Annotated in this window: 8 protein-coding genes; 4 read left to right on the forward strand and 4 right to left on the reverse strand. The window is 68.4% G+C overall.

The features are described 5' to 3' along the window. Positions 1–314: 314 nt before the first annotated feature. The 4 genes from KO481_RS41930 to KO481_RS41945 are packed head-to-tail and all read left to right on the forward strand — an operon-like array spanning position 315 to position 4,602. The gene (locus KO481_RS41930) at positions 315–1,256 is read left to right on the forward strand and encodes an ABC transporter substrate-binding protein (RefSeq protein WP_215924206.1); all 942 of its coding nucleotides are present in this window, start codon (positions 315–317) and stop codon (positions 1,254–1,256) included. Then, entirely contained in the window at positions 1,243–2,118 is an 876-nt protein-coding gene (locus KO481_RS41935; protein WP_215924208.1) for an amino acid ABC transporter permease, read from the forward strand. Before KO481_RS41930 ends, KO481_RS41935 begins: the two co-directional genes overlap by 14 nt. Then, positions 2,111–2,878 carry an amino acid ABC transporter ATP-binding protein gene (locus KO481_RS41940; RefSeq protein WP_308166992.1) on the forward strand — a complete coding sequence of 256 codons (768 nt, stop codon included), beginning with the start codon at positions 2,111–2,113 and terminating at the stop codon, positions 2,876–2,878. The genes KO481_RS41935 and KO481_RS41940 overlap by 8 nt, the downstream gene beginning before the upstream one ends. Next, complete coding sequence (locus tag KO481_RS41945) at positions 2,875–4,602, forward strand: aminotransferase class V-fold PLP-dependent enzyme (protein WP_308166993.1); 1,728 nt, start codon at positions 2,875–2,877, stop codon at positions 4,600–4,602. The genes KO481_RS41940 and KO481_RS41945 overlap by 4 nt, the downstream gene beginning before the upstream one ends. A gap of 57 nt (positions 4,603–4,659) precedes the next feature. On the opposite strand, the gene KO481_RS41950 is transcribed toward KO481_RS41945, so the two are convergent. The 4 genes from KO481_RS41950 to eccD all read right to left on the reverse strand — a co-directional run bounded on the left by KO481_RS41950 (position 4,660) and on the right by eccD (position 13,160). Then, positions 4,660–5,928 carry a diguanylate cyclase domain-containing protein gene (locus tag KO481_RS41950; protein WP_215924210.1) on the reverse strand — a complete coding sequence of 423 codons (1,269 nt, stop codon included), beginning with the start codon at positions 5,926–5,928 and terminating at the stop codon, positions 4,660–4,662. Between the two features lie 233 nt (positions 5,929–6,161). Further along, the gene (gene eccCa / locus KO481_RS41955; RefSeq protein WP_215924212.1) at positions 6,162–10,193 is read right to left on the reverse strand and encodes a type VII secretion protein EccCa; all 4,032 of its coding nucleotides are present in this window, start codon (positions 10,191–10,193) and stop codon (positions 6,162–6,164) included. Positions 10,194–10,261: 68 nt separating this feature from the next. Beyond that, the gene (mycP, locus tag KO481_RS41960; protein ID WP_215924214.1) at positions 10,262–11,671 is read right to left on the reverse strand and encodes a type VII secretion-associated serine protease mycosin; all 1,410 of its coding nucleotides are present in this window, start codon (positions 11,669–11,671) and stop codon (positions 10,262–10,264) included. Positions 11,672–11,705: 34 nt separating this feature from the next. Next, positions 11,706–13,160, reverse strand: coding sequence for a type VII secretion integral membrane protein EccD (gene eccD, locus KO481_RS41965; RefSeq protein ID WP_308166994.1), 1,455 nt, complete (start codon positions 13,158–13,160; stop codon positions 11,706–11,708). Positions 13,161–13,207 lie beyond the last annotated feature (47 nt).

Consider the following 13,207-nt stretch of genomic DNA (forward strand, 5'->3'; position numbering starts at 1 on the left):
TGTCGGCTAGCTGTTCGGCGGTGGCGGTCGGATGTACCGGATCCCCGGCCCAGGCCGCGGTCAGCGTGGGCTGGCGCAGCTGCGAAAGCAGTTCCAGGGCAGGCGGATTCGAGTCACGTGCGCCACGCATCACCGCCGGGAACAGGGCTTCCGTGATATCGGGTATGCGCACCTAGCCGCCCAGCCGCGTCGAGCAACTCGGCGCGCGATCCACCGGCTCACGGTCGAAGGCGAGGCGGAATTTCAACAATCCGTTGATCTCTTCAACAAGCGAGCGTAGCGTCGCCGTTTATCTAGAGAACGGAGGTTCCGCAATGTCGCGAACCTATGTGCGCCACATCGCACTACTGGCAGGTTTGGTCAGTTTCCTCGTCGCCTGCGGGGGCGACCCGAGCGGCGGCGGCACGACGTCGCATACACCGAGCGCCAACGTCCCGGACAACGCCGCGATCATCGGGGCGGTGACCAAGGATCCGCAGCTCAACGCCGGCCTGCCGGCGTCGATCAGCCAGGCGGGCACGCTGCACCTGGCGTCGTATATCCAGTCCGCACCCAACAACTTCTATGCCGCCGACGGCAAGACTCCGATCGGCTACGAGGTCGATCTGGCCAAGGCGATCGCGGCAAAGCTCGGTGTCGGTGTCCAGTATCAGGACATGACGTTCGATTCGCTGATCACCAGCCTGCAGTCCGGCCGAGTCGACCTGACCATGGCGGCGATGAACGACACCAAAGCACGTCAGCAGCAGATCGACTTCGTCGACTACTTCACCTCCGGCATCGCGATCATGATCCGCAAGGGCAACCCGGACGCGATTACCGGGCCGGATACGTTGTGCGGCAAGAACGTCGCGGTCGTCCAGGGAACGAGCCAGCAGAAGTTCGCCGCGGACCAGAGCACGAAATGCACGCAGGCAGGCAAGGCCGCGATCAACGTCACCGAGACCGAGAGCGACAACCAGAACCAGACCCAGCTGCGCACCGGTCGGGTCCAAGCGATCGTCAACGACCTGCCCACCGCCATCTACGTGTCCCGCACCGCGGGCGACGGGAAGTTCTTCGAGGTCGTGCCGGGCGAGCCGATCAACGGCGGTCCCTACGGTATCGGTATCAACAAGCAGAACAAGCCGCTCGCCGAGGCCGTGCAGAAGGCGCTGAACGAGCTGATCACCGACGGCAGCTACGGCAAGATCCTGCAGGCGTGGGGTGTGGAGAAGGGCGCGGTCAAGGAGGCCGTGATCAATGGAGGAAGCTGAGCTGCCGATAGTCCGCCTGAGACATTGGGGTCGCTGGATCGCCGCCGCGGTGATCCTCGCCCTGCTGGTGGCACTCGGCATCGCGCTCGGCAACGGGAAGATCGAGTGGGCTCGGGTACCGGACTTCCTGTGGTATCGCGTGATGGTGACCGGCCTGGTCAACACCATTGTGCTGGCAGTGCTCTCGCAGGGTGTGGCGATCGTGCTCGGCGTCGTCGTCGCGTTGCTGCGACGCAGCGCGAACCCGGTGGCGCGCTGGTTCGCGGCGGGCTACATCTGGCTGTTCCGCGGCCTGCCCGTGCTGCTGCAGATCCTGCTCTGGTACAACCTGGCGCTGGTCTTCCCGGTGATCTCCATCCCATCCCTTTTCCACGCACAGACCAATGTTCTGATCAGCGCGTTCACCGCGGCCTTCCTCGGCCTGGCGCTCAACGAGAGCGCATACATGGCCGAGATCGTCCGGGCCGGGCTGAACAGTGTCGACAGCGGACAAACCGAGGCGGCCAAATCGATCGGTATGACACCCGGGATGACCCTGTGGCGGGTCGTACTGCCGCAGGCGATGCGGGTGATCATCCCGCCCACCGGCAACGACTTCATCAACATGCTCAAGGGAACGTCGATGGCGTCGGTGATCGGCGTGACGGAGCTGATCCATGCGGCCAACAACATCTCCTCCAGCAACCTGTTGGTGATGGAGACCTTGCTCGCCGCGGCGGTCTGGTACATGGTCGTGGTCACGGTCGCCGGGGTCGGCCAGCATCGCCTGGAGCGCGCGTTCGGTGTGGCCGACCGGGGGCCGATGGCGCGCGCCGCGAAGGCGTTGCGGGGCGTGCCGTTAGTAAGGAGTACCCGTGAGTGACCCCCTGCTGCGAGCCGTGAGCGTTCGCAAAAACTACGGCAACACCGAAGTGTTGCGCGGGATCGATCTGGAAGTCCGCAAGGGTCAGGTCGTCTGCCTGCTCGGGCCCTCCGGCGCCGGGAAGAGCACGTTCCTGCGGTGTATCAACCACCTCGAGACCATCGATGGCGGCCAGATCTGGGTCGACGGTGAGCCGATCGGATTCCGGCTACGCGGCGGCAGGTTGTACGAGCTGCGGGAGCACGAGGTCGCCCGACAGCGACGCGACATCGGCATGGTTTTCCAGCGGTTCAACCTCTTCGCCCACCGCACGGCCCTGGAGAATGTCGTCGAAGGGCCGGTCCGGGTACTGGGTGTCGACGCCGCGAGCGCGCGGCGGCAGGGCCTGGAGCTGCTCGACCGGGTCGGGCTGGCACACCGTGCCGACGCCTACCCGGCGCAGCTGTCTGGCGGGCAGCAGCAGCGGGTGGCGATCGCCCGGTCGCTCGCGATGCGCCCGAAGCTGATGCTGTTCGACGAACCGACCTCGGCGCTCGACCCGGAGTTGGTGGGTGAGGTTCTCGAAGTGATGGGTACGTTGGCTCGAGAGGGGATGACGATGGTCGTGGTGACACACGAGATGAGCTTCGCCGCCGAGGCCGCCGACGAGGTGGTATTCCTCGCCGACGGCGTAGTTGTCGAGACCGGGCCGCCGGGTGAGGTGCTCAGCGCACCGAAACACGACCGCACCCGCCAGTTCCTCGCGAGGATTCTGTCGTGAATCCAGCGACGCGGATCTCGCCGCGGTACCTGCTGCAGTTCGATGAGCCCGCAGGATATCTGGACTTCGCGCGGTTCGGTCCGCCGTCGCACGCCGTGCTGGACACCACCGCGAGTCTGCTGCACGAGGCCACCACCGCCGGTCCGGCCACGGTAGACAACCTGATGCTGCAGGAGATCCGGGCCAGAGCGGCCGTGTCACGACTGTCCGGGTCGGATACCGACCATGTTGTGCTGCTCCCGCACACCAGCCTCGGCTTGTTCCAAGCGGCGTTCGGTTTCGGCGGCGAAGTGCTGGTATCGGCCGCGGAGTTCCCCGCCAACACCTACCCGTGGGCGCGGGCCGAGCAGGACGGGCGGCTCGTCGTCCGGCGGCTGGCCGGTGGGTATGTCACGCCGGAGCGAGTCGCGGCCGGGCTGACCGACGAGATAACCACGGTGAGCGTCAGCGCGGTCGACTTCCGCACCGGCTACCGCGCCGATCTGGCCGCACTGCGCGATGTCGTCGGTGACCGGTTGCTTGTCGTCGACGGCATCCAGGGTTTCGGCGTCACCGAGGAACCGTGGCAGGTCGCGGACATCCTCGTCGTGGGAGGCCAGAAGTGGCTGCGCGCCGGGTGGGGCACCGGGTTCGCCGTGCTGTCGGACCGGGCACTGGAGCGGATGGACCCGGTGCTGTCGGGCTGGACCGGAGCCCGGGACCCCGGGCTGTTCAACGACGAGATCCGTCCGCCGGATACCACCGCCGCCGCGTGGTCGCTGACCAATCTCAGCCCGATCACCTCGGGCGCGTTCGCCGCGGCGCTCGAACTGGTCGAGGAGGCCGGTCCCGGCGCGATCGCGGCCCGGATCGGCGAGCGGATCGGCGAGTTCTCCGACGTGCTCGCCGGTGTCGGCGCGCAGATCGTGTCCGCTGTGGATAGACGGGCCGGAATCCTGGCATTCACCCTGCCCGGCCACCCGGCCGAACAGGTTGGTCTGGCTCTCACCTCGGCCGGGATCGCCGCGACGGTCCGGCCGGAGCACGTTCGGCTGTCGCCGCACGCCTCAACCCCGCCCGCCAGCGCGGAGCTGCTGCGTTCCGCGCTGGAAACGCTGCACCGTCCGCGGAAACCGCTTCCGGCGCCCGCGGCCACGGCGGCCACGCCAGACGTGCTGACCGCGCTGGTCCCAGCCGTACCCGGCCTGGCCGCCATGCTCGGTCCCGGCAACGAGGTGCTGCTGCACGACCTGAGCCGGCTGCCGGACTCGATCATCGCGATCGCCGGCGATCTGACCGGACGCAGCATCGGCGGCCCGATGACCGATCTGTTGCTCAGCCTGATCCGCCGCGGCACCACCCAGGATCTGACGAACTATCGGACCCACAGTCCCGACGGCCGCCCGATCCGTTCGTCGACGCTGTTCCTGCACGACCCGGACGGGTCGGCGATCGGCTGCCTGTGCGTCAACAGCCTGGACACCGCGGCATCCGCCGACGGCAACGGCGAACCGGAGATCTTTCCCGCGGATATCGACAGCCTGCAACGGTTCCTCGTCGACCGCGCGGTGGGAAAGGTCGGCATCCCGGTGGATCTGATGAAGAAGCGTCACAAGGCGGCCGTCGTGCGCGAACTGGACGAGGCCGGCTTCTTCCTCATCAAGGACGCCGTCGACGACCTTGCCGGACGCCTGGACGTCACCCGCTACACGATCTACAACTACCTCAACGAGGTCCGGGCATAGCGGTAGGTGCCAGGCGATGGTTTCGGGTCCGGCGTGGTTGCCGTACCGGCCGATCGCCTACTCCCCGGCTGCGGGGCCGTCGCTGTGATGCAATACCCAGGTGCCGCGGCCGGCGGCCTTGGCGCGGTATAGGCCGATATCGGCGTCGTCCAAGAGCTTTTCGGCTTGTGTGCCGGCAGCCGGCGTGACGACGGCGCCGATGCTGGCCGACATCGTCAGCAGATCGCTGGGACCGACCGGAATCGGGTCTCGCAGCACCGCAAGCATCGTCTCGGCCGTCTCGTACGCCGTGTCGTCGTCGCAGGGCGGTGCGAGTAGAGCGACGAATTCATCTCCGCCGATACGGGCCAGCGTGACCGCCGGCGAGGTCAGGGCCGCGTCGAGCCTGCGGCCGACCTCGGCCAGCACGCTGTCTCCTGCGCTGTGACCGTACCGATCGTTGATCAGCTTGAAGTCGTCGACATCGAGGAAGCACAAACCGAGGTGATCGGCGGGACGGGCCACCGCGACAATGGCCTCCAGCTGCTCGAGTAAGCGACGACGATTCGGCAAACCCGTCAACTGGTCGTGACGGGCCTGCCACGACAGTTCCTCCTGCATAGCCCGGCGCTCGGTGATGTCCTCCCCGACGGCGAGCAGCCGCACGTCACGTCCGTCCATGCCGCGTACCAGCGTTATCGTCCACGCCCCCCAGCAGACGGTGCCGTCAGTGCGACAGAATCGGCCCTCGAGATACTCGGTGCCGCTTCCGCGTTTCAACAGACCGACGGCCACCTGACGGAGCTTGTCGCGGTCATCGGGGTGCATCAAGTCCAGAGCGGACACGCCCGGCATGTCCTCGGGGTTCATCCCGACCATCCGCGCCGTGGTGGGATTGGCCTCGAGCGTGATGCCGTAGACGTCGTAGAGCGCGATGGCCACCGCGGCGTTGTCGAACACCACGCGGAAGCGCTGGTCCGCAAGCTCCTGGCTGCGGACGTGGGCCTGCAACAGCTCGGTGGTGTAGCCACGGGCCAGCTCGCCCATCAGCGCGCCGAATCGCTGTGTCCGATCCGGCTGTGGCGACCGCCCCAGCAAACCGGTCAGCACCGCGGCGGTCGGGCTCATCATGGCGGGGACCGTCAGGTTCGACCGGACCATCTCGACCCCGACTCGGCATGCGGGCGACGGGTCGAACGATTCGGCCGACAGGGCAGCTTCCAGCTCCACGATCCATCTGGCCGTCAACCGGCTGATGTCGTGCGGCAGAGATATCAGCACGCCACCGCATTCGACCAGGGCTGCCGACCAGTCACGCGCCATCTCCGCAACGTCGCGACTGTCCATCCGCGATGCCCTTCCTCCACCGCTGGACCATCGAGGTCCACCACTGACGACCCTCCTGCTCGCTAACAACGAGCATACGAAGAACCGCCGCGGATGTCTCGGCCGTTGCCGGCAACCGGTCGCGCCGACGAGGGGCATCGGTCTCGCACTACTTGCCTACGGGCACGGCACTTGGACCAATCATTCGCCGCGTCGCTCGCGCAAACTGCTGACCTGGGGCGGCGGTCACTCGCCTACAGCGGGGGCATCTGACTGATTTGTACCAGTTCCCGGCCGCCGCGGCTGCGGGAGACCAGCATGCCGCGGCCGGGTGGATAGGTGGCGGGGCGGACGTCGCTGATCAGGATGCCTTCATCCTTGGGGACGCTCATCAGGAACGCGTCCACCGACATGTCCTTGAGTGGGCCCAGGACATTGTCGAACAGTGCGCGGGACGCGCCGCCGGAACGACGGGCGATGATGACGTGCAAGCCGACGTCGCGGGCCTGCGGGATGAGATCCATCAGCGGTAGCAGCGGATTGTTGTTGGCCACCATGTCGTAGTCGTCGACGATCACATACACCTCCGGCCCGGACCACCAGCTGCGTTCGCGCAGCTCGGTGGGGGTGATATCGGATCCGGGGATGCGTTCGGAGACGAAGCCCGCGACCTCCTTCAGCGTCGGAATCGAGGTTTGGGCGCTGGTGGAATATGCGGCCAGATGCTTGGTATCGATCGCGCCGAGCAGCGTCCGGCGGTAGTCGATCAGGACGATCCGGGCCTCGTCGGGTGTGGAGTTCTCCACGATGCCCTGCGCGATATTGCGCAAGAGGGTGGTCTTGCCGTTGCCGACGTCGCCGAAGATCATCAGGTGCGGCGAATCCGCGAAATCCAGCACCATGGGCTGCAATTCGGATTCGGACAGGCCGATCAACATCCGCTGGCGATCCAGCCGCACGTTCTGTTCACGGGTGATGGCCAGCACGTGCTCGCGTGGCAGCTCCAGCGGCAGCATACGCACCGCGGGTGCTCGCCGCTCGCCGTATATCTCCCGCAACGCCTCCTTGGCCGCGTTGACCCCCTCGGTCAGCGTGTTCGGGTCGGTGTCGGTGTCCAGCCGAGGTAGTGCGACGAGCATGTGCAGCTTGGTGGCGGTGAGGCCGCGACCGGGCCGGTTGATCGGCACGCCCACCGCGCCGCGCCGGTCCATCTCGGAATCGGACGGGTCGCCGAGGCGCAGCTCGATGCGGGTGCCGATCTGGTCCTTGACCGCGGGACGGATCTCACCCCAGCGGTTCGCGCCGAGCATCAGGTGGATACCGTAGGACAAGCCGCGCGCGGCGAGCGCGTGTACCTGCGGCTCGAGGAATTCGAACTCCTCGCGGAAGGTCAGCCAGCCGTCGATCACGAGGAACACATCCCCGAACAGGTCCTCGGACAAGGGATGTCCGCCGTGCCGGTCGGGCGGGAGGGCGGCCAGCTCGGCCTTGGCCTTGCGGAAGTCGCGCATGGTTTCGATGCCGAGTTGCAGGAAGCGGGCCTCGCGCCGGCGCAGCAGAGTGCTGAGTTCCGCGATGGTGCGACGCACCCGGTCGGCCTCGAGCCGACCGGCGGCCGAGCCGACGTGCGGCAGGCCGTTGAGGCCGGCGAGGGTGCCGCCGCCGAAGTCGAGGCAGTAGAACTGCACCTGTTCGGGGGTGTGGGTGGCCGCGGCGGCCATGATGACGGTGCGCAGCGCATTGGACTTGCCGGACTGCGGCCCGCCGACGATCGCGACATTGCCCTGCGCGCCGGCCAGGTCGATGGTGAGCACATCGCGCTTCTGTTCATACGGTTTGTCGATGATGCCGATCGGGAGCCACAGCTTGCCGTGCCGATTCTCCGGGGCCCGCCAATCCTCTTGTGGCAGCAGCATATCCACGGTCGGGGAGATGTCCAACGGTGGCAGCCACACCTCGTGCGCGGGTCGCCCGTGGCCGGTGAGGCGTTCGACCACCACCTGCAGCAGTGAGCGTTCGGTACCCGACGGTGGTTCCTCGGCGAGCAGTTCGGCCAGGCTCGGCAGCTCCACCTGCACCGGCGCCGCCTTCTGGACGGCGACGGCGGTGGCGGTGAACAGGCCGACCCGGCCGGCCGCCGCGCCCGCGACGACGCCTCCGGCGCGCCGGGCGACCGGCGGCGTATAGGGGCCGGAGACATAGGTGGCGTTGAATCGCGACGGATCCGAGGAATCGCTCTTCAGATAGCCCGCACCGGGCTGCGCGGGCAGGTGGTAGGCGTCGGTGATGCCGAGCACCTGCCGGGACTCGCCGGCGGAGAAGGTGCGCAGGCCGATCCGATAGGACAGGTGCGAGTCCAGTCCGCGCAGCCGGTTCTCCTCGAGGCGCTGCGAGGCCAGCAGTAGATGCACGCGCAGCGACCGGCCGAGGCGGCCGATCATCACGAACAACTCGGCGAAATCCGGCTTCTGCGACAGCAGTTCGGTGAATTCGTCGACGATGACGAACAACGCCGGCAACGGATCCAGTGCCGCGCCGTTGGCGCGGGCCTTCTCGTACTCGGTGACGTTGGCGAAATTGCCTGCCGCACGCAACAATTCCTGGCGGCGGTTCAGCTCACCGGCCAGCGCGTCGCGCATGCGGTCGACCATCGAGAGTTCTTCCTCGAGGTTGGTGATCACTGCGGCGACGTGTGGTAGCGGGTCGAGGCCGAGAAATGTTGCGCCGCCCTTGAAGTCGACCAGCACCAGGTTGAGCAGGTCCGGTGAGTGCGTGGTCACCATGGACAGCACGAGGGTGCGCAGGAACTCGGACTTTCCGGAACCCGTTGCGCCGATGCACAATCCGTGCGGTCCCATGCCGTTCTCGGCGGACTCCTTGATATCGATCTCGACCGGCGCGCCGTCGGGAGTGACCCCGATCGGCACGCGCAGCCGCTCGCGCGGGGAGCGGGGCCGCCACACCCGGTCGGCGTCGATGTTCGCGGCGTCCGGAATCTTCAGCAGCGCCATCAATCCCGGATCGCCCGCGGCGTCCTCGTCGAGGTCGACCATCTGCGCGGTGGTGGCCAGGCGGTAGCGGGCCATGCCGCGCGCGAACGTGGCGGCCACGTCGAGGTCGACCCGGTCGGGGCCCGCGAACTTCTCCACCGAACCCCCGGTGCGGGCGCCGATCACGTTCTCCTCCGCCACGAGTTGCAGCCCCCGGCGCACCCCCAGACCCGCCTGCGGGGCGGTAAGGTCCAGCACGGTCACCGAGTCGAGGCCCGCATCGCTGATGATGCGTTCGGAACCGCTGACATAGCCGTCGTCGATGACGACCACCAGATGCAGGCGGCCGGCCGTGGGCGGCCCGTTGCGCAGAAACCGGCCGCGCTCGAGCAGTTCCTCGGTGAGCGAGGTCTCGAGCTCCGAGAGCGACTCGAACAGCATGCGCGTGCTGCCGATGCCGTCGTTCTCGCGCGGATGTTGCAGGTGCGGAAGCCATTTCGACCATCCCCACGCCTGCCCGTCCGGATCGGCGGTGACGATAGCGAACACCATGTTGTCGGGGCCGTGAAAGGTGGCCAGCTCCAGCAGGATCGAGCGCACCAGCGTGCGGCCGTGCTCGCGCGGGCCCTCGATGTTGACCGCGGGGAACGCGCGCAGCGAGATCGCTGTCGGGAGGCCGTGCACCACCGAATGGGTGCGCACGAAGCGCCGCAGCGCGACCGTCGCGACCGGTTCCAGATCCTCCAGCGGCCCGGTCTCGGGGCGGGCGAGCTTGGTGGCGATGCGATGACTGCCCACCCCGATGCGCACATGCGCGAAGTCGGGGTCGTTCGGGCGGCGTTCCCACATCCGGCGGGTGCCGATCAGCGAGTGTAGATTCGCCGGATCGGGATGGTTCCAGGCCAGCGCCTCGCGCTGGGCGACCCCGGTCTGCCGCACGTCGCGCCGCAACTGCTCCAGGTAGCGGAAGTAGTCCTTGCGTTCCTCGTTGAGCTCACCGGCCCGCTTGCCGCTGCCGCCGCCACGGCCGGCGAACATGCCGACCATCGACATCACCATCATCATCGGGAACATCATCGTGAGCGGATTGGACAGCATCGACTTGCCGCTCATGGTGAACATCAGGCCTATCATGCCGCCCATGGCGACCAGCATGACCAGCGGCATCAGCCGCTGCCACAACGGATTCGGAATCGGCGTGCTGATCTCCGGCGGTGCGTTGAGCACCACCTCGCCGCCCGGCGGCCGCGGCGGCGCGATGCGAGCCAGGCGAATGAAACCCTGTGTCGTCGTCATGAAGGGCTCCTCGGGACGGTGGGCCGGCGGAGTGTGCGGAGCCGGCGGGGTGGGTGGGGTGGGTGGGGTTAGTCGTCGCCGGGCATGGCGAGCGGGGCGCGCTGATTCCGGCGGAACGGCACGGACAGACCCAGGGTCAGGCCCAGCAGCGCCAGACAGGTGAGTGCGCCCGTGACGCCGATCCGGCGCGGCCACGGGTCCATGGTGGCGGGCGGCGACGGTGCCGGAATCGGTTCGGCGGCGGCCGCGGCCGGGAGCGGCGCCAGCACCGCCGAGAGCGCCGCGACCGGATCGATCATGCCGGCGCCGACGCGATCGTCGTGGCCGGAACCGACACCGTGCGCGGTTCGTTCGATGCGATCGATGACCTGGCGCGCGGACAGCAGCGGATAGCGGGCGCGCACCAGAGCGGCCAGGCCCGCGACGAATGCGCTGGAGAAGCTGGTCCCGTCGACCGGGGCAACCTGGCCGTTGGCCTGCGGAGTGCCGTTGACCAGACCGGTGCCGCCGGGAGTGCTGTCCAGGGATATCAGGTTGCTGCCGGGGGCGGCGACCCCGACCCACGGGCCGTAGAGGGTGAACGGCGAAGGCGAGCCGTCGGCCTCGACCGAGCCGACGGGCAGTACGTATGGGGTGAACCAGGCCGGGCTCGCGACCGTGTTCACCGAATCCCAACCGGCGGTGCCGTTCTGGGCCTTGCACATGCCCTGTGTTTCCAGGTTGCCGGCCGCGACTACCACCACGACGTTGTGGTCGTAGGCGTATTTCAGCGCTGCGCCGAGGGCGCCGTCGGCGGCGTTGTCTCCGGCCGCGCGGCAGGACACCTCGGAGATGTTGATTACCGAGGCATGCATGTCGACCGCGTGGGTGACCGCGTAGGCGAGGGTGACGACGGTACCGAATCCCCCGGCCGACATCACACCGGGCCTGTTCGAGTCGTAGCTGTTCTTGGCCTGATAGGCCAAGCTGGTCTGGCGGATCGACAGGATGCTCGCGTCCGGTGCGACGCCGGAGAAGCCGTCGCTACCGTCGGGCGCGGGATGGCCGGCGATGATCCCGGCGACGAGAGTGCCGTGCCCGTCGCAGTCGGCGGTGCCGTTGGATTGGGAGACGTAGTCGCCGCCGGGCACGACGCTCAGGCGGGGGTGCGGGGTGACGCCGGTGTCGATGACGGCCACGAGTTGTCCGGCGCCGCGGCTGAATTGCCATGCCTGGTGCAGCTCGAGCGCGCGCTGCACGGCTGGCTCGCCGACCGGCGGTGGACCGGACCAGGTCGGGTGCGAGCACATCAGGTGCTGCTGCGACGGTTCGGGCGGGCCGACGGGCGCGTTGAGTACCAGCGAGTTCGGGTCCACCCCCGGTGGTGCGACGGCACGGGCGGGTCCGGCCGGGGTGAGAGTCAGCGCGAGCGGCAGCGCCAGGGCGGCGGCCGCGGCGCCGAGCCGGCGGGCGCGGGATGTCGGTGCCGCGCTAGCCATTGCGAGCCGGCGGGCGCGGGATGTCGGTGCCGCGCTAGCCATTGCGAGCGAGGGTGTAGATGTCCAGGATCCAGAATGTCAGCGGCCCGATCGCGCAGATGAGCAAGTACTCGAACCATTCGCCGGCGCGCTGTAGCAGCGGCGAGATCTCGAGGTGCGGCCCGGCGACGCCGATCAGCAGGGTCAGCGCCACCAGCGCCAGCAGCACCACCGCACCTGGCAGCGCCGCACCGTGGAGGCCGCCGCCGAGCAAGAGCGCCGGCGCGGCGAGCGTCGTGCAGCCGCCCAGTACCAGCGCCGTGGCCTGAGTGAGGTCGGCGAACCCGCGCCCGCGCCGGGCCAGCACAATGCCCACCGCGAATGCCAGTGCCACCGCCTGCCACCGATGTCCGGCGGCTTCGGCGACCGTGACGATGGTCCCGGCGACAGCGACCAGCACGATGCCCAGGACGATGCCGGTCTGATAGGCGTTGGCGAGGTTCGCGCGCCGCCCCAGCCCGGCCGCCGAGGGGATCGAGGTGGCGCCGATCGCGCCGATGCCCTCGACGGTGGGACGGGGTTCGTGATCGCGCGGGTCGATGGCGCCGCCCGCGGTCGGCACCGGTGGCACCGGTAGCCGCGCGGCCCACACCGCGATGCGTGGGGCGAACGTAATACCCAGCAGCGCGAGGGCGGCCGCGGACACCGCGGCCTTCGCCGGTGCGGCGCCCGCCAGCGTCATCACGGCGGCGGCGCCGCTGGTAAACGTCGCGGCGGTGACAACGGCGGAGAACATCGCCGGGCCGGTGCCCACGACCCGCAGCGTCAGCACCGCCAGCAGCAGCACGACCGCGGCGCCCAGCAGCAGATGTGGCGCGCCGAGCGGGCCGGGTACCAGCGCGGCAGCCCCGCTGCCCATGAACAGCAGTCCGATCAGCGACAGCGCGGTGGCGGGTTGTGCCGCGGCGTACATCCGGGCCACGACGGTGGCCACCACCAGGGCCAGCAGTCCGGCGCCGAGCCCGGTGCCACCGGCGACCAAGCCCTGGCCGTGCGTCTTCGCGATCAGCAGCAGCAGGCAGACGCCGAGGCCGGCGAACAGGGCGCCGATCATGCCCGTGCGGGCCGCGGACACGGAAGTCCAACCGCGGAAGGAACTTTCGGTGAGGCGAGCGACGGCGTCGATGACGTCGTCGAACAGCGCGGGGGCGTCGATCGCGTCGTCGGTGCGCAGCACCAACAGTTCACCGTCGTAGATCTCGGCCTCTGTCAGGGTGCGCGTGGCATCGATGGCGCTTTGGCCCAGCCGGGACAACGTCCAGCGCTGCGCGGTGAGCACGCCGTCGTCGTGCTCGTTCAGATTCGGATTGCGCGAGTTGATGAGCTCGACGACATCGGGGATGAAGGTGGCGATCGGGACGGTGGTGGGCAGCACCATATCCACTTGAGTATTGCCGCCGATCACAGAGACCCTGCACAGCTGCGGCTCGGAAGTCGATGATTCGATCACTGTATTGCTCCTGCATGCGTCCGCGTGCGGTTGAGAAGGCTCACGTC

Source organism: Nocardia albiluteola, from assembly GCF_018860155.1.
GTDB lineage: Bacteria > Actinomycetota > Actinomycetes > Mycobacteriales > Mycobacteriaceae > Nocardia > Nocardia albiluteola.

Coding starts and splice junctions, on each gene's coding strand:
- mycP (WP_215924214.1), bottom strand. CDS start 11,671: ATGGCTAGCGCGGCACCGACATCCCGCGCCCGCCGGCTCGGCGCCGCG.
- eccCa (WP_215924212.1), bottom strand. CDS start 10,193: ATGACGACGACACAGGGTTTCATTCGCCTGGCTCGCATCGCGCCGCCG.
- KO481_RS41935 (WP_215924208.1), top strand. CDS start 1,243: ATGGAGGAAGCTGAGCTGCCGATAGTCCGCCTGAGACATTGGGGTCGC.
- KO481_RS41930 (WP_215924206.1), top strand. CDS start 315: ATGTCGCGAACCTATGTGCGCCACATCGCACTACTGGCAGGTTTGGTC.
- KO481_RS41950 (WP_215924210.1), bottom strand. CDS start 5,928: ATGGACAGTCGCGACGTTGCGGAGATGGCGCGTGACTGGTCGGCAGCC.